Raw genomic sequence first — 21,848 nt, 5'->3', positions numbered from 1 at the left:
ACGGGATATATTGGTGGAAAGAGGTATTTAAGACAGCTTACTAAGCAAAGAATTCCTGTGCATATGTTGTGCGCTCAAGTATGTATATGTTGGTTGATTTCATTCAATGAAAAAGAAGAAGGGAGAAGAGGCTACTACTACTGCTTTGCCTTGCCGCTTACCCTTGCCCACTTTGCCATCGCGCCGGCGGCCGTGACCCATTCTATCACAGAGTGGTAGACAGGCACGTTTGCGTCCTCGATGCGCTGCGATATCTTTTTAGTGAACGGGCCTCCCATCGCGCCAATCAGTATCGGCTTTTTCTTTTGCTTCTGGAACGACGCCAGCACGTCAACAATGGTTTCCTCTAGCGGGTCGTCTTGGAAGACAAACCACGGCATGACGATGTCCACATTGGGGTCGTCCATGAACGTCTGTATTGCAAACCTGTAGTCGTCAGCGTTTGCAGAGCCGGTGATGTCTGCTGGGTTGCCGCTCTGGATGACGTACGTCGGCGGGTAGTGGTCTTTGAGTGCCTTCCTGCTCTGCTCGGTCAGCTCTGCCACCGAAAGGCCTAGCCTCTCAAAGTGGTCTATAGCGTTGATGATTGGACCTGCGCCGTTTGTGACCATCGCCACCCTGCCGCCATTTGGAACTGGCTGCCACGCAAGAGCTTTGAGCGCCGCTGTCAGCTCTTCATAGTTGTCGACAGAGATGATGCCTGCCTGATCAAGCGCGCCCTTGACTACTCCGTACGAGCCGCCAAGCGACCCCGTGTGCGACGCGGCCTGCTTGGCGCCTCTTGCAGTCCTGCCATTCTTGAATACAACGATAGGCTTGCCACGCTCTTTGATCACCTTCTTTGCAGTATTCATGAATTTGCGGCCGTCGCCAAGGCCCTCGACGTAAAGGCCAACGACCTTTGTTTGCGGGTCTTCTGACAGGTACCAGATCATATCGGCCTCGTCGACGTCAGACCTGTTGCCGTACGATATCATCTTGCTCATGCCAAACGCGTCCGAGCTCTCCATGAACGCTATTCCTACTGTGCCGCTCTGCGACAGAAACGCCACGTTGCCCTGCTTAGGCCGGATCATTCTCGCATGTCCTTGGAACGCGCAGTCAAGGCGGTTCTCACCGTTGAACATGCCGATGCAGTTGGGACCAATGATCCTGATGCGAAGCTGCCTTGACAGCTCTTTTATCTGCGCTTCGATGGCGGCGCGCTCACCTCCAAGCTCTTTGCCACCGCCGGAAATTATGACAAAGTTGTGTATGCCCTTCTTTGCCGCCGACTTGAGCAGGTCAGGCACGAACTTTAGGTCGACCGTGACTACAACAAGGTCAATCTTGTCTGGAATCTCGTCAAGGCTCTTGTACGCCTTAATGCCCATGATCTCCGGATAGCCCTTTGCATTGACTGGGTACACCTTGCCCTTGTAGTCGTGCTTGACCATGCTCTCAAGGACAGAGTTGCCCACCTTGCCGGCTTCAGGCGACGCGCCGATAAGGGCGATCGACTTGGCATTAAAGAACAGGTCCATGTATTCCGAATCGGGCTGCGCCTTTGAAATTACTTCCAGATCCGGCTTTTCACGCAGCAGGATCTTTGCATCGACCACGACATAGTCGTTTTCATAGAATATGACTGGGTTAAAGTCGATGCTTTCATAGTATGGAGCCATCTCGGTTCCAAACTTGCCAATGTTGACAAGCGCGGTTGCAAGCATGTCCATGTTGACCGCTGGCATGCCGCGGAAGCCTTTCAGGATCTTGTTGCCCTTCAGATCTTCTATCATGCTGATTGCGTCCTCCTTTGTTATCGGGAGGACTCTAAACGAAACGTCCTTGAACACCTCGGTGTAGATGCCGCCGATTCCTGCCATGATTACGGGGCCAAACTGCGGGTCATTCTGTAAGCCCACGATAAGCTCGATTCCGCCGGGAGCGGCCATCTTTTCAAGCAGGACGCCCTTGACGCTGTTGTACTGCTTGCTCAGCCTGCCATACATATCATTGAACGTCTCCTTGACTGCGGCCTCGTTCTGGAGTCCGACCTTGACTCCCTTGACATCTGTCTTGTGCAGGATCTCGGGCGACACTATCTTTGCGACGAGCGGAAAGCCCACCGCCTGCGCCTGCCTGCCTGCCTCGTCCGCGCTCTTGACAAGCGCGTACTTGGGGACCTTCACTCCATACTCCGTCAAAACCTGTTTAGCGAGCTCTTCTGTGATTACTTTCTCTTTTGTCGAATAAACATCATTAAAGATCTTTTGGACCTTCTCGTTGGTCATATTGAGAAAAAGCCCGTTCAGCTTCCTATATAGTTACCTCAAGCTTGATCCGTAACATCTCCGGTATAAAGGAACTGATTCTTGTACCATTCTTGGAGCGCGCTACTTTAGCACCTTGGAAAAGTTGTTGTACACCAGTCTGCACCGCGCAGCCAGCTGCTCCAAGTTGCCGGGGGCCGGCAGTATGCTTTCTGGCTCTATCCTTTCTGCGCTTATTTCTGTGCTGTATTCTCTAATCCATGATTCTATCAGCTGCCTGTCGACTTCAAGATGGAACTGGATGCCTACTGCAGAGCCGATCCTGAACGCCTGCGGGTAAAGGTCAGAGTACGCAAGCATCTTTGCATTGGCCGGCAGGTCGTACGTATCGCCATGCCACTGGAAGACTCTGATCGTTTTGTCTGTGACACCCCTGAAAATGTCGTTGCTGCTGGCCGGAGTCACGTACACATCCTGCCACCCTATCTCCTTCTTTTTGCCCTTGTAGACCCTGCCGCCGGCGGCCTGCGCGATTAGCTGCGATCCGAGGCAGATGCCTAGGACCGGCGTGTTGTTCTTTATCGCGTCCTTGATGAGATCTTGCTGGCGCTGGAGGTATGGTAGGTTATCATAGACTGCCATCGGGCCTCCGAGGATCACTATGGCGTCGTAGCCTTGAGAACTTGCAGGGACGTGATCGCTCTGCGCATTGATCTTTACAATTTCAAAGCCGTCATCTCTGAACATCTGCTCAAGTGTGCCGAGGGTCTCACATACAATGTTCTGCACGGACAGTATTGTCTTGCGCTGCAACAACAACCCGGTATTGTCATACAGCATATTTATGCCATGTGAGGGAAAAATGTTAAATCTCACAAGCGCTAGATATCAGCTGGCCGATGGGCTATCAATACCACAACAACGCCAATGATGACGAGACGGTCGAACGGCTGCGCAGTTTTATCGGCATGCTCAACGAAGAATCTGAGAAGGGCTCTGTCATCGTGGTTGAGGGCAAGCGTGATGCAGAGGCGCTTTCAAAGGTCGGGTTCACCGGTAGCCCCGCAGTCTTCCATCACTTTAAGGGCGTCGCAGACTTTCTCGATAGCCACGACAGTGCAAGCAAAAAGAAGAAGATAATCTTGCTCCTTGACATGGACAGGACCGGAAAGTATCTCACAAGCCGGCTGGTGTCGCAGCTGCAGTCCCGCAGGCAGAACGTGAGCCTGTCATACAAGAGAGCGCTGGCAAAGATTACAAACGGCAAGGTGAGGCACGTCGAGGACTTGGTGATCTATGCACCGCGCCTATCCGGCATAACAGGAAGCCGCAAAGACCTGTACTTTTACACCTGAGCCCTTCCTCTCGTAGTTCACAAAGCACTTATATTCAAGCAAAGAAAAATGTTTCACATACCAACAAACTACGAGGTTATGAAAGAAATTGCCTAGCACAGGTATCGTGAAATATCATGTTAAGTTAAAATTTGAAGTTGATGGTTTGGTTGAGAAGGCCGACATTATCGGTGCTATTTTTGGACAGACCGAAGGTCTCCTCGGACCCGAGATGAACCTCAACGAGCTGCAAAAAGTATCCAAGGTGGGAAGAATCGAGGTGAACGTCGACACCAAAGGCAACATGGCAAAGGGAGACGCCCTGATACCAATGAGCACCGACATCTCTACCGCTGCGCTGATCGCCGCGGCCATAGAGAGCATCGACAAGGTAGGGCCATTTCAGGCCAAGTTCAATTTGGTAGGGATCGACGACATAAGGGCCATCAAGAAGAAGGTTATCGTTGACCGCGCCAAAAAGATAGTGCAGGACTGGGCGACCCGCACGATAAGCGAGGGCGAGGAAATGCTCAAGGACGTATACGACGCAAGCAAGCCGGGCAAGCTTACAAGCTTTGGCAAGGCGCAACTTGCATGCGGAACCGGGGTTTTCGATTCTGACTGGATAATATTGGTAGAAGGCAGGGCGGACGTCATTAACCTGCTCCGCGCAGGGTTTGACAACGCCATTGCAATCGAAGGCGCGCGCATTGACGAAACTGTGACAAAGCTCACGGAAGGCAAGCGCGTCGTGGCGTTCTTGGACGGAGACAGGGCAGGCGACCTTATCCTGAAGGAACTCCATGGCCTTGTCAAGATAGACAAGGTGCTCAGGGCCCCGCCTGGAAGGGAAGTGGAAGAATGCACACCAATCGAGATCGCCGAGATCTTGAAGGATGCGCTTGTCCCAGAGGCGCCACAGCAGCAACAACCTCAGCCGGCACATGCACACCACGATCGCGACCGCGACAGGAGGCACTCGCGCAGGGACAGGGAACGGGAGCCACGCGATGAGTACCGCGCACCGCCACCATCGCAGCAGCATGAGCCCGTGGCAGTGCCAGCGCAGCCGTCCAAGGAAGTGATTGCCGAAGACAGCCCTGAGATACTTACTGCCATCCGTGATGTATATCCACAGATAAACGAGACGCTCGAAGCGGTAGTACTTGACGGCTCTATGAACAAGCTGCTCAAGGTGCCAGTGTCCGAGGTCATCAAGAGACTTGACAGCGCCGAGGGTGGCAAGCTGCTGGTGATCGACGGCATCGTCACCCAGAGGCTTGTAGATGCAGCCGACAAGGCCGGCATCGAATACGTCGTAGGCCACAGGACGACTGACCTGAAAAAGCCGGGAGACATCCGCATTCGGACCTTTGGCGACATTGGGATAAGCAACTAGCGATAATGCCTGAGATCAAGCTCCAGCACATACTGACCCTAGTGGAACTCCTGTCAAAGGGAGCCCGCCACAATTTTGTGGAAGTCACGACTACAGAGCTTGGCAAGAACATCGGCAGGTCGCAGCAGGCCGCGTCAAAGCACCTGCTTGATCTGGAAAATTCCGGCTACATCGAGCGCGCAAAAAAGGGCCAAAAGTTTGCAGTCAGGGTCACGGACAAGGGCTACTCTGAAATACAGAGCCTCTTTTTCTCCATGAGGACCGCGCTTGAATCCACGCCGGCCGTCATCGATTTTGAGGGCAACGTTGTATCTGGGATGGGCGAGGGCGCCTATTACATGTCGCTTGAAGGCTACAAGAGGCAGTTCAAGGAAAAACTTGGCTACGAGCCGTATCCTGGCACTCTCAACGTCCGGCTCACAGATCAGATCTTCATGAACGCCCGGCGCGAGCTTGGCAAGCACCCGTCGATATTCATCGACGGCTTTAGCGATGGCACACGTACCTATGGCTGGGTAAAGTGCTACAGAGCATCTATAAATGATGGCGCGGTGGAAAACGCCGCAGTGCTGGTGCTAGAGCGCACGCACTATGACGACAGCATGCTGGAAGTGATAGCGTCGGAATCGATCAAGCAGGCGACTGGCATCAAAAACGGCGACAGGATAAAAGTGCGGGTCATGCTCGGCGGCGGTCATCATCAGATGCCATAGATCGAGTCGCCAAGCTCCTCCTTCATCTTTGAGCTCTTGGAGCCGGGTATCGGTGTCGACAGCCTTATCACGTGCACGTTGAGGTTGCGCTTTTTGCAGTTCTCTGCCACGTCTTTTTCGCTGTGTGCCTGATCGTACCCAAGGGCGATGACGTTTGGCTTGACGTATTCTACGGTGTCATAAAGCGTGCCCTCTCTGCCGATAAGGACAAGGTCGACAAAGTTCAGCGAGGACACCAGCTCCTTGCGCTGGCTTTCGTCGTGGTAGATCTTCCTGTCCTTCTTTATCTTCTGCGCTGTCGACTGCCTTGCGACAACCACTACAAGGACGTCGCCCTCTGCCTTTGCGGCTTTGAGCGTGTGGATGTGGCCGGGGTGGATCAGGTCAAACACTCCTCCAACGAGCACCACCTTGAGCGCGTCGCGCCCGATAAACGTCAGCTTGCTTGGGTCGGACTTTTCCACAAGACCCATCTTGGCAAGATGGCTTACTCTGGAATTGTAAAATTCCTGGCTAAGCGGCAGTCTAGCCTTGAGCCTGTCATACGCTGAAATTGAAGGGTCCAGCGTACTCGCATACAGCGCCGCAAGGATGGCCTTGTCTACGGGATCCATCTGCCTAATGATCTCTCTCCACTACCATATGAGGCAATAGCGAATCATGGGTGATCTGCTAATGCTATTAACGTTTGGTCTTGTATAGTTTACAATAGGTGAATGACTGAATGGTCCTTGCAGGCATTCGATAGCTGCCTATGATTTCTGAAGTATTCGCGGAATACGAAAGGCCAAGTTTTACAGGACGTTTCCTGTAGAGATAATTTTTATTAAAATTGCTAGGTCAGTTATACAGAAATGTAATACATAAAGCTACCTGATCCACGATGCAATATGCAATCAAAGGCAAGTACGGTTATGACTGCTCTAAAATAGTTCGTCTTTTCTGAAGATTGCATGGCAATTCTTAATAAGAGTATGGCAGGCTGAGTCTACTGATGCATCACGGTTAAGCCGAGTCACAAGGCTACATTACTCGGATTTCTTACAGTGTCACTATTGGTATTGATTCCCAGCTTTGTCAACCTGAATTCAACTCCCTCTCTTTTTTCTTCGGTATCTGCACAGCAAAATGATGACAGTGCTGATATTCAAGATGGTGAATGCGAAAATCTTGTGGTAGACGATATCAGCTCAAGCAACAATATCGTGGGTAGGCAAGTCGCAGAAAATGTGTTGGATAATAACCTTGGATCATTATGGATAGCCAGAGGGACTTCTGCTTGGATACAGGCTGACCTTGGTGAATCCAAAATAATCTGCGATATTGAGATTACTTGGCTTAGGATATCTCCCAGACAGCAGTATGAACTTAAGATATCTATCTCTGTCGACGGTATCAATTACGACATAGTTCATACTGGCAGGATAGCTGGAAACACTATGTTCATTCCACAACGTTATGATCTTGGCGAAGCAAACGGTAGATATGTCAAGATAACTGTCGACATGGCAAATGCAAACAACTTGATAGGCATATCCAATCTGGTTATCAATGGTCGCGAAGATACCACTGCAGAAGAAGAATTCACGTACACTGTGGATGAACAAATTGAGCCATCGGTGAAGGAATTGCCCGGGATTAAAGGTGGACCTCCGCGCCCTGTTGAAGCTGTCGTGGGACCTGATGGGACACAGGATGAGTTCGTGATAAATGAGGTCATATTTAGACCGCGTGATCAGGCAGAACTGAGCGCGTTTATTGCCAAGTACAATGGGACAATACTGGATGATGGATCGCCTCTGTTGATTCCCGGAGCCAACAGGACTGAGGATTCTACAGTCCCGGAATCAAGTGGGTGGTACCTAATCAGAGTAGACCTAGAACGTTCAAGCCTAAATGACCTCTCCAGTAACATGGAGCAACTGAACCTAACAGGTCAAGTTGTCTTCTCTTCGCAGGACGCTGCAAGATTGGCCGCATTGATTGCTAGAGAATCAGATCAAGACATTAGCCCTAACTTTTTTGCAAGACCTGGTGCAGTAATAGAACATCCTGACTATGGTGGCGGCAACCTTGATGCTGAAAGATGGACATGGATGACGGAGGATGACAATCCGGGGGCACCAGGGGTGCAAGGACTATCTGTAGGCACGGTGAACGCGTGGAACTATCTTAGGTACATGAGGATTCCGCCTCCTCCACCAAGTGGTATATGGAGTCCTGCAATTGTGGCAATCGTTGATGCAGGATTTGACTTGGATCAGACTACCGGACTGCCGCTGAATAACAATAGAGACTACTTTCATCTTGGGGACAACCTGATGCAGGGGGATGTAGTAGATCATGACCTGAGGGCTGGAGGCGATTATGCCGGGTGGCATGGGCAGGGTGTATTTGGCGTTGCTCTCTCCCGACCAAGAAACGGTTATGGTTCAGCAGGCACTGCTGGTGAGATCGCATACCCGATGCTGATAAGGATAGATGGCTCATTCTATCATATGGCAGATGGAATAAGGACATCCGTATTGAATGGTGCAAATGTTATCAATATCAGTTGGTTTGGCGAATGCAACTGGTGGTGCCGCACTTTTACTGGTAATGATAATGCTGTCGAAAGCGAAGTGGGACTGGCGGTTGCAGGAAATGCCATAGTGGTATCAATACCAGGCAACACGCAACCACTCGGACAAGATATCGGTGATAAATATATGATTCCCTGTAAAGTGACAGGAGTGCTTTGTGTGGGTGCCATCATGGGTAATGGTCAGGCTGAATTGTTTTCAAACTACGGTAATGGTGTGGACATCTGGGCACCTGACTGCACCAGATCAACTGTGTCACGGGTTTCAGCCGATGATGATGTAGACGACCTCGGTATCGATGAGCTCTGGCAATTCTGTGGTACAAGTGGCGCTGCTCCATTTGTTAGTGGAATAGTAGCCATGATGAAGATGCCCAAACCAGATATGACCTTAAATGAGGCTGTCGACATTCTACAGAGGACATCAAATCCCAGCACAGATCCAAAGGTAAGTCTCACAGGATATGTAGACGCGTTTAGAGCTGTAGCATCCTTAAGAGAAAATCGACCTCCTAGTGTGAATATCATCTTGCCAGAGGATGGCGCATCTATCACATGGGGGGTCTTTTCTGGAAGAGCAACTGCACAAGATCCAGAACAAGGAGGGTGGTTTTCCAATTCTATCGCCAGCATTACATTTACATCAAACAGGGATGGTCGACTCTGCATCGCAACTGACAGATTTGGCGATTATTACTATTGCCAAAAAAGAAATCTCAGCCTAGGTTCGCACAGAATAACGGCGATAGCTACTGATATTTTTGGTGCGTCTGGTAGCGACTCAATAGACATTGAAGTGATCAATCATGATCCATCTCCGAGGATCATCTGGCCTCCGAACAATTCAGAGTTTAGGACTGGACAGTCTATCGAATTTAGAGGATTTGCTTATGATCTTGATGAATCAATCTCCGACTCCAACCTATCTTGGACATCAAACATTGACGGTCCGATAGGTACAGGCAGAACTACAAGTCGCACTCTCTCCGAGGGCGTACATACGATCACACTTCAGGCGACTGACCTGTATGGGGCAACAGGCGAAACCTCAATCGTGGTTAATGTCGTTTCTGGCGTCGGAATTCCAGAACCTGAGATCACAAGCCCAAGGAATGGCGCGCAATTTTTTACAGGACAGACAATAACATTTGAAGGAAGAGCGATAGATGAAGAGGACGGTGAACTTCCCGGCTCCAGTCTTGAATGGCGTTCAAGCAGAGATAGCTTGCTAGGTACTGGGAATACTATAAGTGTGGTGCTGAGCGGCCCGCCCACGCCATGTAGGCCAGAATTCATTGGTCATACAATAACATTGACTGCAACAGACAGTGATGGAAATTCTGCAACAAGCCAAATCATAGTTTCAGTAGGAACCGTGTGCTAGAGGGTTATAGGATGAATTGAGGATATGTTTTGGCGTATTATGCCTGCAGGATAGATGATAATGCTATAAATGCTACGTCAGACAATTGTGATTATCATTGTCGTCGTCCTCACCAGCCGACATAAAGAAAAAGCTTGAACAGAATTGGATACAATTTCTAAAAGCAAACTCGGCCAAGCTTGCACTTGATGCCATTGACGGCTCAAGTCCGCCTTCCGTGTTTGTCGGCCGCTACGGCTACCCGAAGGTCAGAATAGGCCCCATGATCCCGCCGACGCATGGCGACACGACAATACTTGACAGGACAGAACTGTGGGCCGGCAAGAGCATCGAAGAGATAGCAAATTACCGGCTGTCGCTTGTCCGGGGAGTGTTTACCATGAATGTGCACGACACTTCTGGCCGCTATCTGGAAAACATGCAGGAACTTGCCATGTCCGAGCGGCCAGCTGACAGCGAAGCGACCTTTGAAAAAAAGCCGCTTGCAGACATTGAACTTGACAAGGAGGTCAGGCTCAACACTGAAGCCGCGCCGTTTGGTCCGGCCGCGCCCCTGAAGACGTTCAAGGCATCGTCCCTTTCTGCCGACCAGCGGATCGAGGCAGCCCACTATGACACCGACCTTCGCGCTTCTGACGCAATAATGGAACTCTACCGGCGCGGGGTGGAGACGAGCGGCATCCACAGAGTGCTCAGCGTGGGGATGCTCGGGCTGAAAAAGAACCGCAAGCTGGTGCCGACGCGCTGGAGTATTTCCGCGACAGACGACACTATTTCAAGCAGGCTGATAAAGGAAAACGAAGCCAACCCGTCGATCGACCTCTTTGAGGTGACGCAGTACTCGCACCTTGCAAATTATTATTCGGTAGTACTGATACCGGACGAAGTGTGGAGCTTTGAGATGATCGAGTCCTGGTTCACAAGCAGCGGCCAGATCGTAATGGGCTCTGACTACGAGGACGCAAGGGGGCTTGATCACTACCCAACCATTGCAGGAGCATATTTCGCGGCGCGCCTTGCAGTAGCCGAGCATCTGGCGCACCGATGCAGAAAGGCGGCGGCCCTTGTGCTCCGGGAAATACATCCAGAGTACGTCATGCCGCTTGGAGTGTGGCAGATAAGGGAAGGCGTGAGAGAAGCGCTGAAAAAGCCGCCGCAAAAGTTCGAAAGCATCGAGCAGGCGATATCCTTTGCAAGCGCAGGCATGTCCATGTCACGGCAAGAGATCGCAAGCAAGAGCTGGCTCTGGCGTGCTTTCAAAAACCAGACAAGGATCACCGATTTTGCATAATTCCCAAAGGGTCATATACTAGCATTGCCAAACTTTGCTGGAATGGCTGAAGCACTCCCTGACGGCGTCAAGCACCTTGTCGCAATCAAGCAGGTTGAAAAGTCAATCAAGCTGACAGATCAGGCCAAGGCCGAGCTCCAAAGCTCAGGCATGATGGATGAAAAGGGCAAACTGAAAATAAAGGGCGTCAGCCCCAAGATGCTCAAGCGCATGAAGCTCGAGTCGGTTGACTGCCCTGTCTTGAAGCAGGAAGTCGGGTTCCTGCAGTGCTACGTCTGCAAAAACTTCCACAGCAGGATCTCGGGGCAGGTTTATTGCAAGGGCGAGCCGCTGTAAACGTACGACGTCGTCCTTTCTAGCATTGACTGGTAAATTTCTGACATTACTTGATGGTGTATTGTACTAGATAGATCGCCTGCCTGCTCTGCTTTGTCCCTTAGCTGCAGGTGGTACGTAACATTGGCCAACAAAAAGTTCTGTAATTCTCATTAACGCCGCCGATCAGTTGTTTGATGTTCTGCTCTGAATTCTCTATTACCCTGTCATGCGATCCAATCTTTGTTACCCAGTTTCTAGCACGACAGCCAAAGACGGATTTCAATATTTAACAAAAGTGGATAGATATACTGGAACATATAATGTTCTACTCTCGAACATTATTCTAAAACATGGGAGCATGAGCATTATATAGAATAGGATTGTTACACTCAACGCGATTTCTGACCGCAGACGATGGGAACGGCAAACGTCAAGGAAATTCTCAAACTACTAGAATCAATCGAAGACGAACATTTCGTGGTTGTCTACCGCGACAGTAACACCTTTAAAAAAGTCTATTCGCAGCATGCCAAGAGGCAGGTCGAAAAAATGAAATGGTAGTCCTGCTGCCGTACTATGAAACTGTTGACCAGACCCGGGTCGTGCTCAGGCCGGCATCGATGTCAAGGCTCTGGAGAGGGACGGCTTTTTGGTCTGATGGATTCGTATGCGACATACCTTGGCTTTCGGCAGGACTGCGAGCTATTTTTTCAGTAGGCTGCTGTCGCATGCAGTAGTCTCCAAAAAGAGCGGCATCTGCATAATCGCCGACATGGGGGCGTTCTTTTTGATAAACAGGGTAACAGAGATGGGTTTGGGCAGGAGGATGAAGGTCAAGGGATTCTGCACATACCACCAGAGGGATTTTGACATGTTATCAGAATGCCAAAAGACGACCATCTTTGGAGAAGGCTACAAGGTGCCGCTGGTTGTTGTACAACAAGCTTCATAAATCCTGCCCGTTGTGCAATTGTCAAGCGGCGTGAGTTCGCAACCCCGAGGAGAAGCAGCAGGCATAACGGTCAAAAAGAGCGAGGATTTTAGCGAGTGGTACACTCAGGTAGTCCTCAAGGCCGGGCTTGCAGACTATGCCCCTGTCAAGGGGTTCATTGTCCTGCGCCCGTACGGCTATGCGATATGGGAATCGATAAGGGACATACTTGACAGGCGGTTCAAGGAGACGGGCCACCAGAACGGCTTTCTGCCGGTGTTGATACCCGAAAGCCTACTCTCAAAAGAAGAGGATCACTTTGCAGGATTTACCCCCGAAGTGTTCTGGGTCACAAAGGCTGGAGACAACAACATCGGGGAAAAGCTGGCGCTCAGACCGACCTCTGAAACGCTTGCATACTCTGTCTTTGCAAAGTGGATAACCAGTTATCGGGACCTGCCGTTAAAGATCAACTTTTGGAACACTGCACTCCGGGCCGAGATCAAGGCTACCAAGCCTTTCATAAGGACGTCGGAATTCCTCTGGCAGGAAGGGCACACTGTCCATGCCACCGAAGAGGAGGCCGAGCAGGAGGTCATGACGATACTTGGCATTTACAAGGATATGATAGAGAACTACCTTGCGGTGCCGGTGATAACCGGCTACAAGAGCGACACCGAAAAGTTCGTCGGCGCAAAGTACACTACAACCCTTGAAGGGCTGATGGCTGACGGCAAGGCGCTCCAGATGGGGACGTCGCACCACTTGGCGCAGAACTTTTCAAAGCCTTTTGAAATAAAGTATCTCGGCAAGGATACCAAAGAGCACTTTGCATGGCAAACCTCGTGGGGCGTTTCGTGGCGCCTCATAGGGGCGCTCATAATGGTTCACGGCGACGACAAGGGGCTGGTACTGCCGCCGCAGATCGCGCCAATACAGGTCGTGATAGTGCCTATACACAAGGACAAGGATGCCAAGCTGGTCAAGGACAAAGCCGCCGAAATAGAGTTGGAATTAAAGCACGCCGGTATCCGCGCGTACATGGACAGCCGCGACGAATACACGTCTGGCTGGAAGTTCAACGAGTGGGAGATGAAGGGCGTGCCTCTCCGCATAAACCTCGGGCCGCGCGACATTGAAAAGGGGCAGGTTGAGTTTGTCAGGCGCGATACAAAGGACAAGAAGCAGGACGATCGCACAAAACTAGTAGACACTGCAAATTCACTTTTGGTCGAGATACAGAAGAACCTGCTATCAAAGGCAAGGGCGTTCCTGCAGGAAAACATTTCCCGGCCTGCTTCATACGACGAATTTAAGTCGATAATCGAAAACAAAGGCGGGTTTGTCATGGTGGGCTGGTGCGGGCAGGAAGAATGCGAAGAGAAGATAAAACAAGACACGGGGGCTGACATCAGGGTGCTTCCATTTGATCAGAAAGACAGGCCGGGCAAATGCATCTACTGCGGGCAGGACAGCAAGAAGGCAGCGATATTTGCAAGGGCATACTAATTGGTAACTCTTGATGACCTTTTCCCATTCGACACCGAACTTGGTTATCTCGGCATCCTGATAATCAGTTTTGTTGCCAGCCTCATACCGTTCATTCCAATTCCATATTTTCCTCTTCTCATAACGGCTTCGTTCAACAGCAACTTTAACCCGCACCTGATCGCGCTTGTCAGCGCGTCAGGTATCGTCGCGGCAAAGACGATAATATTTTTTGCCAGTTATTACGGCCGCAAGATCCTCAGCGACCAGACCAAGCACAGGATGCGCCCCCTGCAAAAACTGGTTAGCCGCTACGGCTGGTTCGGGGCGTTCATTGCAGCCCTTACCCCTATACCAGATGATATCGTCTACATCCCGCTTGGACTTGCAAAATACAACCCTTGGAAGTTTGCAACTGCGACTTTTGCCGGCAAGATCCTGATGAACGAGGCGATAGTTTGGAGCTCGATCTTTCTTGGGAGGCCGTTTGTTGAGAGGATACTTGGAGAAACGACGGATCCGACATGGCTCATCGTAGGCGCTATAGCAAGCATTGCAGTGGTCGGGGTAATCATCTACTATTCACTCAAGATAGACTGGGCCAGAATAATTGGAAGGTGGTTCCCTTGGGCGCTGGAGAACGGAGACAATAACAACAATGATGATGACAATGATAATAACAGCAAAGACGATGATGAGAAAAAGGAAGAATCCTAGTCAACAAGCTTTCTGTCCGACGCAATGCCTCTTTTCAGTTCCAGATCGATATAATCTTCGTTCATGCCCATGACGCAGTCTGTGACCACCGCCTTGACAGGCTGGAAATGTATCTTGCCCTGCGGCACCCTATTCTCCTTTTGCATCGCAAGCAGCCGGGCTTCTATGCCGTTCTTGTGTTCTTCGCATACGACAGCAAGCATATATTCATCATCGCCTTCATTCGATTTTACGGACACAACATACGATGGTGCCAGCTGGCACTCCTGTCCATCAACCTTGGTAGAGCAATGCTCGGGCAAAATCACATTCCTTTGTTGCAGATAATACAATATAACAATAACTGACTTTGATTTATAAAACAATATGCTAGTTATGAATTCTCTCTGGTAGCAAGAATATACTAGCCTTATTCCCGAAGATGGAGCAACCGTTAGGGACCAGAGGGTATTGCTAGAAGAGGAAGGGGGAACTAATAAAAATTATAGAATTTTCTTTGGGATATGCGTTTGGCGCTTTAGAAATAGTAAATTCCCGATCCGTTCAGAATTTGTATATCTCTCTCAAACCGACATATTTGGAGATATATCGAGGGCTGACAATAGGCATTCCTGACATATACACACATGAAATTACATGGGCCTTGCAACTATGAAGGCATTGATAAGAGCATATGGAAAGGAAGTCTAACAGTACAAAGACACATTTGAGAAGTATATATCTCCTAATATTGATACTATTTCAAGAAATCTCTAGCAGAAACAGCCACTGTCTCTTACTGTAGTTGACTATTACAAAGCAATGATAGGCAGGATGATGGGGCAATCGCATATAACTATTGATGCGACAAAATGTCTTCTAATTGCACAAGAATGGTTGCCGGTTTATGATTACTTTGAAAGGCAATTTGAGATAATGAAAAATATTCGGGGACTAGAACAGGATGTAGATTTTCCTTATATTCTTCGCTATTGCTATTAAGCAGGATTTAGTAGAACATCGATGTCGGCTGACTCTAAAAGGGTATTTTTGGAAGTAGGCTCCTGCCGAGCCCACTCGAAATATGGGAACATGGGCTATCTTTTAGACCAGAATTATGCCATGCATGATTCAGCGAAGAATGCCGTTAAACTTACTGACTATTCAACGATGATCACTTCGTACTTGACTGATCATTTTTCCGAGATTATTCCTAACGGCAATGGAGAACTTCATTCTCTAGGTCTTTTTCTTGGGAAGAATATACAATTCATTCCAAATGATACTGGAAGAGCAATAGTTCCCGATCAAATTCACGAATTTATGAAGAAAAATGCAGTCTTTGAACGAGCATTTGGGCGCGGAGTTGGAGAAAATTTCGAATTACTTGACGAAGCCCTGCAGATGTTGATTCTTGAACATGTTGGACACTCATATAGAATTTGGTGTGGGGTTGGCTGATAGCTTGGGGGAGCGCTTCATGGAGCTAGGTTATAGCAACAGGGAAAGGGTTCTAAAGAAGACCTACCATGGTATGCTGTTTTCCAGGTATTTTGGACAAAGTGTCGGTCGCCTATACGGTAAGATGTCTGATGATCTGCGGTCAGTTGTTATGTGTCATGTAGAAAAGAACGCCCAGTTTGCAGACAGGTTGGGGATGGGAGTTGGTTATGTGTATGCAACACTAGAGCCTACATTGCAGCATGAAGTAATGCAGAAAGCAAAAGAGTTATGACCTCTCGCGAGGTCTGTGATTTGGGTTGGTCTTACATTTGCATTGTTGCAAGACGATGACGCTAAAAAATAGTATCAATGGCAGACAGGAACTTCTAAATTGATGTCGGCTTTGGAATGGGGCTGGCGCTAAGCTATCCGAATCTTCCAGATGTACTGCGTAAGTTTGTACTCAATAGAGCGGTTACAGATTGTCAATTTGCGTTTGGAGCTGGAATATATGCTGCACACTTTCACAAAGAAGCATATCCTAAGGACCTGTTCATATTACTACATACAAATGCAGAGCTCGCTTATGGGCTTGGGTTAGGTTTTGGGACCATCTTTTTCTACCTTCCAGAACAATTTCAATCAGAGCTCGATCTTCTCATAAAAAGCAATGTTAAACTAGATGATGGTCTTGGGTCAGGGATAGGCATGGTGATGAAGTATCTTCCCACAGAAGTACAGGAAAGGTTCATTAGTTAAGCTTTCACCAGTGATGGTTTTGCAGCTGGCTTGTGTTATGGCCTTGGGTATACGTGGCAATACATTGGCGAAACCTTAAGGCAAAGGGCAATTACCTTTGCAAATTCAAATAATGACTTTGCACGCGGGCTTGGCGTTGGCCTTGGTTTTTTGTATTCCTATTCAAAGAATGAATTGGACCATGATTCCTATAAGCATATTTTCAAAATGGATCCAAACTTTAGGAGGGGTCTTGGCATCGGAATGGGGAGGGCGTACAAGTATCTATCAGAGGACACCCAGCTACAAGCATTGCGCATATCAGAAGAGGATGTGGAATTTGCAATTGGGTTTGGCGAAGGTATGGGTAGAGTATACCCCCATCTTGAAAATTCACAGAAGAAGCTTGTTATGTCTTACATAAATGACGGAGACAGTGGCTTCTCAAGAGGTCTCGGCATAGGTTTTGGATCAGCATTTTCATACTTTGAAGATAAGGTAAAAAAAGGCATACTTTCACATATTAGGCATAATGGGCAGCTATCATTGGGTCTAGGCTCAGGCCTTGCAGCGCATATCTCATATCTATCTGAGCTAGAGGCATTCAAGATATTTGAACTAGCAAGAAGCAATTCCTTGCTTGCAACAGGTCTTGAGGAAGGATGCGGAACTATGTTTCCATATTTGTCACAAGTTACAAAAGATTGTTATCTTCCAAGGTGAGCATTAAGAGTTTTGCATTTGGTTGGCTTTGTTTAAAAAGTCACCAATCCACGCTTGGATTGCTATTTAATTGCATGACTTTGTTTTTATGGGTTATTACTTTTTACACAAAGCCGCCTTTACCAAAAGTGATAAATTTGACAAAGGATTCGCAATTGGAATTGGAAGTGTTGCTGCAAACCTATCTAAAGATCTATTGCATGAAAGCCTTCTATCTGAGGGGAAAAGGAATGAATCTTTTGCAGAGAATTTCGGCTTTGGAGTCGGACATATTATTTCACTACTAGATAGCGATAAAAGACATTTTAGAAATAATGAAGAATGACGAAGACTTTCTTGCTGGCCTTGGAGAAGGCCTTGGCCATTATATCTCATCAATAGGTAGTCGTCATGTTGAAGAGATTATGCATAAGTTCTGTGAATCTTGCTAGAGGCCTCACAGAGAGTTTTACATACCTAAACCTTGCTGAGGTGCTTGGAATGCTTGAATACGTCGGCCTTAATCATGGATACGGCAAAGTACTAGGACAAGGTCTTACAGAAAAATTTGCATCCCTAGATGAATGGAAGCAATCCTGGATTCTTGATGCTCTTCAAAGGGATAACGATTTCTCAAGAACATTTGCTAATAGGATCCAGAAGAATCTTACATACCTGTCACTACAGATGAGAGAAAGAATAAAGGGTTTGGCGGCGAAATTTCCATATCTTGAGAGATCGCCTCTTGAAAAAGAAAAAAGATGAGCGATTCAATGTGCGACTACGATGACGATTACACTAGATTTGCCAAGTTTCCCATAATCAGTACCTGGCAATTAGCCACCATCAATTATAACTGACCTGCTGTTTTTGATCTGTACCGAGTACACCGCGCCGTATTTCTGCTCCAGTCCCAGCCGCAGAAAAAGCAGCATATGAAAGTACGTAAATTCTGCATCGTATCTTCTCCCGTACCTTCCGCGCGTCGCCTTGCTGAGGTACTGCCACTTGATGTACACCCACTCATTCTGTATAACAAGCGATGCCAGAACATAGAGGAAGCGCAGTGCTGGACTCCTGGATGACGTCCTGGCCCTGCTCTTTCCCATCGCCCTGTATGACGATTCTATGCCAAATCTCCTCCGGTACTCGTCAAACATCCGCCCTACCGGGATATTGACAAGGCCTGCGGCATAGTACATGTACTGGACGCCGCGTTTCTTCCTGTACCTTTTCTTCCGGTATTTGGCAACGGCATACAGCCTGAATGTGCATTTCTCGCCGGTGGCAGAATCTGTCATTTCGCAGTCCGGTACGACGAAACTATCCCTTCTTTTCCGGGTCAGTCTGGATAACGTGCCGCCTTTCCTGCCTCTTGGAAAAGCGGCTATGATGTACGGGATACGCATGGAATTGAGGTAGCTCATTACAGCTGCTGTAAAGAACCCCTTGTCAAGGAACAGGCATTTTATCACGATGCTCGCCTTCTGTACCTCTGCAAGCAGGTACCTGACTACTCCAACCAGTGCTTCCCCCTCCCGGATGTACCTGGTGGCCAAGGTGAACCTCCTTCCATGGAGCATCACGTAGGCGCTGGCGTACGTGAAAAAGTGGGTCGTGCCGCTCCTGGCCCTGCCGCGTCTGACATCCCCCTCATTCTCAGGCTCGCCGTGGTAGGGAACGTCTGTCATGTCGATGGCTATGTCGACAGCTCGATTGTGCAGGGTCTCCGCCACCCTTTTCTGCAGCAGCCTGTTGGCGGCCGACTGAATCCACGAAATGTCAATCTTGGACACGTGGTACTGGACATCCCTCCTGGACGGGGTGCTGGCCAGAGTACAGCAGGCTTGTGTTATGGATGTCCCACCGGTACAGGCATAGACCACAGAATTTGCTATATCGACTACTGAATACCGCCTTTTTCTGAAATCGGCTGGCCTGAAGACTGGCAGCAGTACGTTTACTGCATTACCAAGTACTCTCTCATGTGTCAAAAAATGTTTGTCGGTAGGTTCTTGGGTAAATGTACCGCACTGGATTGGCAGGGTTCTCACAAACCATGCGTCTCTGGTGGCAGCTTTAGCTGTTGCCAGGGACGCCCTTCAACAATCGACTAAAAAGCTGCTCACAAACTCGTTATTGCCAAGTACTGATAATAGGATTGTCAACGAGAGTAAGAACGAACTGGAATGTTGGAACAAAAGAGATTTCCTTTTCAGGAGAAGTACAAAACTACTGCATATGCTTTATTGATATTATAGGTTCTACGAAAGTATCATCCGATCTTACGCCTACTCAAGTAGATATTATGAGCTATTCCTAAATGTGATTGCCCTTATCGCGAGGAATTTTGGAGCAAAGATGCCGGTGATGCACTCATCTTTTACTTTAATAACACTAATGATCCAAATAACATCATGAAATTCAAGAATGTGCTGGACTGCGGCCTCACAATGGGAATAGCAAGCATTATGCTCAATGCTAAAATGCTCAGTGAAAAATTGCCGCCAATACAATATAGGATAAGTGCAGATTATGGCGAGGTTTCAGTTGCTAGATCCGCATCATCTCAGAGCGAAGATCTCTTTGGCTCTGCAATGAATATTTGTGCAAAAATCAACTCCAAAGCCAAACCAAACGGGCTAGTTATTGGCGAGGCCCTCTTTGACAAAGGGATGAATATGAGTTTGTCCCATCTAAAGAGAGACTCATTGGTGTAAAAGGCGAGTATGGGGTATATCATGTAGATCAGAAAGAAAATAGCAATATGACAGACAGTCCTTTTGAGAGGAGAGCGTTAAATTATTAATATATGAGAGTATCGTCCGGTAGGGACGTCATCTCTTTCGTTATGTCTATCGTTACGCAATTGGAGTTCTTCTGCAACAGCGAGCTAGGCGACTTGCTTAGATATACCGTTCCCATATTGCGTTGAATTATTCTATTAACATTCCTTGCTTCGTTTCGCCTCAAAGTCTATGCGCAGCCTGTCTTTGTCGCACTGGGGACCTCTACAAATGTTGATGTGACAATTGAGTAGCAAGGAGCAACAAAGGTAGTCATCATAGAGATTCGATTCTGAGAATGCAGGAATGATTCCCAATAGATCCTTCGCCGCCATTCGCTCCGACACTCGCACCAAGCGAAACATCGACCAGTAAAAAGATACCCATGACAGTCACGGTGCCAGCTGAAGAACAAGGAACAATCAAGCACATCGATATGGTTGTAGCAGCATCTGCAGGTTTTGCAAGCGGTGAATTCATTGCGCCCATAGCAGTGAATCTAGCACCAAGCTTCAACTATGGATATCTGGTGCTCGTAGGCTTTATTTTCGACATATGTATACCAAATTGATATTTGGAGTCCACATCGGCCTTTTTTGTTAGAAAAATTCTTTCTTGCTGCCTTGTAAACTCATTTCTAGCCTTAATTTATAAAACGGTAGGGTCTTTTCTTGCCCGTATATGGGTAGCAGAAGGAGAAAAACGCTTGCAAGGCCGGCAAGAAAATCCCGCAGGGTAGACGGGCGCTGTCCAAAATGCACCACAATTGTCAAGTTCAATGTGTCCGGCCCAGTCGGAGACGAGATCTATGAATGCACCGGCTGCATGTCCAAATTTCACATAGACGAACTGTAGGTCTGCGATAGCGGCATACGCCCTGAATAGTCAGAACTAAACTAGCTAGCTTTTTGTCAGAGTCCGCTTGAAGGACACCTTTTGTTCGTTCTCCAGTTGTATGGTCGTGTGCGTGATGTTATAGCGATCGGCAAGCACTTTGTTTATGTCATCCAAGAGCTTGCTTGATTGGCTCAGCATCTGGTCGCGCACCACTACGTGGCCACTCAGCGCGTCCATGCCAGTCGATATTGTCCAGACGTGCAAGTCATGGACGTCGACCACCCCGTCCAGCTGCTTCAGGGTGGAGATGATCTGCTGTATGTCAAGCTCGCGAGGAGCACCCTCGAGTAGTATGTGGGTGCTGCTCCTTACGATGGTGTAGGCGCTCCTTGCTACCAAGCCGGCAATCAGAAACGCCACCAGCGGGTCGACTATGGTGATGCCCATGTACATGGCAATGAATCCTGTGATAATGACTGCAACAGACGACACTGCGTCATAGACCACGTGCACGAACGCGCTCTGGATGTTGATGCTCTTGCCTGCGTGGTGCTTGAGCAGGAACATCACTGCCAGATTGCCTGCAAGACCAATGCCTGCTGCAGCTAGCATCAGCGGCGTATCTATCAGGCGGGGCGACATGACACGCAGAAACGCTTCGTACAGCACCCAGATCGAAATGACAGACAGGGCGACTCCGTTTGCCAGCGCCGCCAGAACCTCTGCCCTGTGATAGCCAAACGTCATGGCTCCTGCATGACTCCTTGCAGCCAGCGCTATGGCAAAGAGGCTCAGTGCAATTGCCATGACGTCTGTGAACATGTGCACAGAGTCGCTCACGAGTGAAATGCTGCCGCTCAAAATGCCGCCTACGACCTCGACTACTGCTAGCGAGGCAGTGACTACAAGCGACAGCGTCAGCAGCTTTTTTGGCTGCTGGAGGTTGATCGCCAAC

At 48.8% G+C, this 21,848-nt stretch carries 24 protein-coding genes; 18 read left to right on the top strand and 6 right to left on the bottom strand.

Annotation, left to right across the window (positions count from 1 at the left end; translation table 11 throughout):
• Positions 1 to 137: 137 nt before the first annotated feature.
• Positions 138 to 2,273, bottom strand: a complete 2,136-nt coding sequence (locus NGAR_RS09050) for a 3-hydroxypropionate--CoA ligase (RefSeq protein WP_148681229.1) — start codon at positions 2,271 to 2,273, stop codon at positions 138 to 140.
• A 102-nt stretch (positions 2,274 to 2,375) separates the two neighbouring features.
• A complete protein-coding gene (locus NGAR_RS09045) occupies positions 2,376 to 3,065 on the bottom strand; it encodes a type 1 glutamine amidotransferase (protein WP_187147443.1) in 690 nt (229 codons plus the stop codon).
• 86 nt (positions 3,066 to 3,151) lie between these two features.
• On the opposite strand from NGAR_RS09045, the gene NGAR_RS09040 reads away from it, so the two are divergent.
• From NGAR_RS09040 to NGAR_RS09030, 3 genes are all read left to right on the top strand, one after another.
• The gene (locus tag NGAR_RS09040) at positions 3,152 to 3,607 is read left to right on the top strand and encodes a toprim domain-containing protein (RefSeq protein ID WP_015019398.1); all 456 of its coding nucleotides are present in this window, start codon (positions 3,152 to 3,154) and stop codon (positions 3,605 to 3,607) included.
• 88 nt (positions 3,608 to 3,695) lie between these two features.
• On the top strand, positions 3,696 to 4,985 hold the full coding sequence (gene dnaG / locus NGAR_RS09035; protein ID WP_148681228.1) for a DNA primase DnaG: 1,290 nt from the start codon (positions 3,696 to 3,698) through the stop codon (positions 4,983 to 4,985).
• Between the two features lie 5 nt (positions 4,986 to 4,990).
• Positions 4,991 to 5,698 carry a DUF120 domain-containing protein gene (locus NGAR_RS09030; protein WP_015019396.1) on the top strand — a complete coding sequence of 236 codons (708 nt, stop codon included), beginning with the start codon at positions 4,991 to 4,993 and terminating at the stop codon, positions 5,696 to 5,698.
• Here NGAR_RS09030 and NGAR_RS09025 read toward each other — a convergent pair.
• On the bottom strand, positions 5,686 to 6,312 hold the full coding sequence (locus NGAR_RS09025; protein ID WP_015019395.1) for an adenylyltransferase/cytidyltransferase family protein: 627 nt from the start codon (positions 6,310 to 6,312) through the stop codon (positions 5,686 to 5,688). The genes NGAR_RS09030 and NGAR_RS09025 overlap by 13 nt on opposite strands.
• Positions 6,313 to 6,870: 558 nt before the next feature.
• On the opposite strand from NGAR_RS09025, the gene NGAR_RS09020 reads away from it, so the two are divergent.
• The 7 genes from NGAR_RS09020 (at position 6,871) to NGAR_RS08990 (ending at position 14,408) form a co-directional block, all read left to right on the top strand.
• Complete coding sequence (locus NGAR_RS09020; protein WP_148681227.1) at positions 6,871 to 9,663, top strand: S8 family serine peptidase; 2,793 nt, start codon at positions 6,871 to 6,873, stop codon at positions 9,661 to 9,663.
• A 97-nt stretch (positions 9,664 to 9,760) separates the two neighbouring features.
• Complete coding sequence (locus NGAR_RS09015; RefSeq protein ID WP_015019393.1) at positions 9,761 to 10,954, top strand: Nre family DNA repair protein; 1,194 nt, start codon at positions 9,761 to 9,763, stop codon at positions 10,952 to 10,954.
• A 42-nt stretch (positions 10,955 to 10,996) separates the two neighbouring features.
• The gene (locus NGAR_RS09010) at positions 10,997 to 11,290 is read left to right on the top strand and encodes a hypothetical protein (RefSeq protein ID WP_015019392.1); all 294 of its coding nucleotides are present in this window, start codon (positions 10,997 to 10,999) and stop codon (positions 11,288 to 11,290) included.
• A gap of 396 nt (positions 11,291 to 11,686) precedes the next feature.
• Entirely contained in the window at positions 11,687 to 11,833 is a 147-nt protein-coding gene (locus NGAR_RS09005) for a hypothetical protein (protein ID WP_148681226.1), read from the top strand.
• Positions 11,834 to 11,951: 118 nt separating this feature from the next.
• Positions 11,952 to 12,224, top strand: a complete 273-nt coding sequence (locus tag NGAR_RS09000) for a hypothetical protein (RefSeq protein WP_015019391.1) — start codon at positions 11,952 to 11,954, stop codon at positions 12,222 to 12,224.
• A 30-nt stretch (positions 12,225 to 12,254) separates the two neighbouring features.
• A complete protein-coding gene (proS, locus tag NGAR_RS08995; protein ID WP_228369136.1) occupies positions 12,255 to 13,712 on the top strand; it encodes a proline--tRNA ligase in 1,458 nt (485 codons plus the stop codon).
• A complete protein-coding gene (locus NGAR_RS08990; RefSeq protein WP_015019389.1) occupies positions 13,713 to 14,408 on the top strand; it encodes a DedA family protein in 696 nt (231 codons plus the stop codon).
• Here the strand turns inward: NGAR_RS08990 and NGAR_RS08985 are convergent.
• Entirely contained in the window at positions 14,405 to 14,647 is a 243-nt protein-coding gene (locus NGAR_RS08985) for a hypothetical protein (RefSeq protein ID WP_148681225.1), read from the bottom strand. The genes NGAR_RS08990 and NGAR_RS08985 overlap by 4 nt on opposite strands.
• Positions 14,648 to 15,410: 763 nt before the next feature.
• Between NGAR_RS08985 and NGAR_RS08980 the strand changes: the two genes are divergently transcribed.
• From NGAR_RS08980 to NGAR_RS08955, 6 genes are all read left to right on the top strand, one after another.
• Positions 15,411 to 15,848 (top strand): hypothetical protein, encoded by a 438-nt coding sequence (locus tag NGAR_RS08980; RefSeq protein WP_015019386.1) that lies wholly within the window; start codon positions 15,411 to 15,413, stop codon positions 15,846 to 15,848.
• 4 nt (positions 15,849 to 15,852) lie between these two features.
• Positions 15,853 to 16,122, top strand: coding sequence for a hypothetical protein (locus tag NGAR_RS08975; RefSeq protein ID WP_148681224.1), 270 nt, complete (start codon positions 15,853 to 15,855; stop codon positions 16,120 to 16,122).
• 116 nt (positions 16,123 to 16,238) lie between these two features.
• Positions 16,239 to 16,589 carry a hypothetical protein gene (locus tag NGAR_RS08970; protein ID WP_015019384.1) on the top strand — a complete coding sequence of 117 codons (351 nt, stop codon included), beginning with the start codon at positions 16,239 to 16,241 and terminating at the stop codon, positions 16,587 to 16,589.
• Between the two features lie 30 nt (positions 16,590 to 16,619).
• Positions 16,620 to 17,291: a hypothetical protein gene (locus tag NGAR_RS08965; protein ID WP_015019383.1), complete on the top strand. Its 672-nt coding sequence runs from the start codon at positions 16,620 to 16,622 to the stop codon at positions 17,289 to 17,291.
• Positions 17,292 to 17,379: 88 nt separating this feature from the next.
• A complete protein-coding gene (locus NGAR_RS08960) occupies positions 17,380 to 17,616 on the top strand; it encodes a hypothetical protein (protein WP_015019382.1) in 237 nt (78 codons plus the stop codon).
• Positions 17,617 to 17,681: 65 nt separating this feature from the next.
• Positions 17,682 to 18,035, top strand: a complete 354-nt coding sequence (locus NGAR_RS08955) for a hypothetical protein (RefSeq protein WP_148681223.1) — start codon at positions 17,682 to 17,684, stop codon at positions 18,033 to 18,035.
• A 71-nt stretch (positions 18,036 to 18,106) separates the two neighbouring features.
• On the opposite strand, the gene NGAR_RS08950 is transcribed toward NGAR_RS08955, so the two are convergent.
• The gene (locus tag NGAR_RS08950; protein WP_015017779.1) at positions 18,107 to 19,324 is read right to left on the bottom strand and encodes a hypothetical protein; all 1,218 of its coding nucleotides are present in this window, start codon (positions 19,322 to 19,324) and stop codon (positions 18,107 to 18,109) included.
• A gap of 363 nt (positions 19,325 to 19,687) precedes the next feature.
• On the opposite strand from NGAR_RS08950, the gene NGAR_RS08945 reads away from it, so the two are divergent.
• Together NGAR_RS08945 and NGAR_RS17515 are read left to right on the top strand one after the other, a co-directional pair.
• Positions 19,688 to 19,990 (top strand): adenylate cyclase, encoded by a 303-nt coding sequence (locus NGAR_RS08945; RefSeq protein WP_015019380.1) that lies wholly within the window; start codon positions 19,688 to 19,690, stop codon positions 19,988 to 19,990.
• A 747-nt stretch (positions 19,991 to 20,737) separates the two neighbouring features.
• Positions 20,738 to 20,911: a hypothetical protein gene (locus NGAR_RS17515; protein ID WP_015019378.1), complete on the top strand. Its 174-nt coding sequence runs from the start codon at positions 20,738 to 20,740 to the stop codon at positions 20,909 to 20,911.
• A gap of 45 nt (positions 20,912 to 20,956) precedes the next feature.
• Here the strand turns inward: NGAR_RS17515 and NGAR_RS08940 are convergent, their stop codons facing one another.
• Positions 20,957 to 21,847, bottom strand: coding sequence for a cation diffusion facilitator family transporter (locus NGAR_RS08940; RefSeq protein ID WP_187147442.1), 891 nt, complete (start codon positions 21,845 to 21,847; stop codon positions 20,957 to 20,959).
• Position 21,848 lies beyond the last annotated feature (1 nt).

It is taken from the genome of Candidatus Nitrososphaera gargensis Ga9.2, from assembly GCF_000303155.1.
Classification (GTDB): domain Archaea; phylum Thermoproteota; class Nitrososphaeria; order Nitrososphaerales; family Nitrososphaeraceae; genus Nitrososphaera; species Nitrososphaera gargensis.
This window is presented reverse-complemented; position numbering and strand designations above follow the sequence as displayed.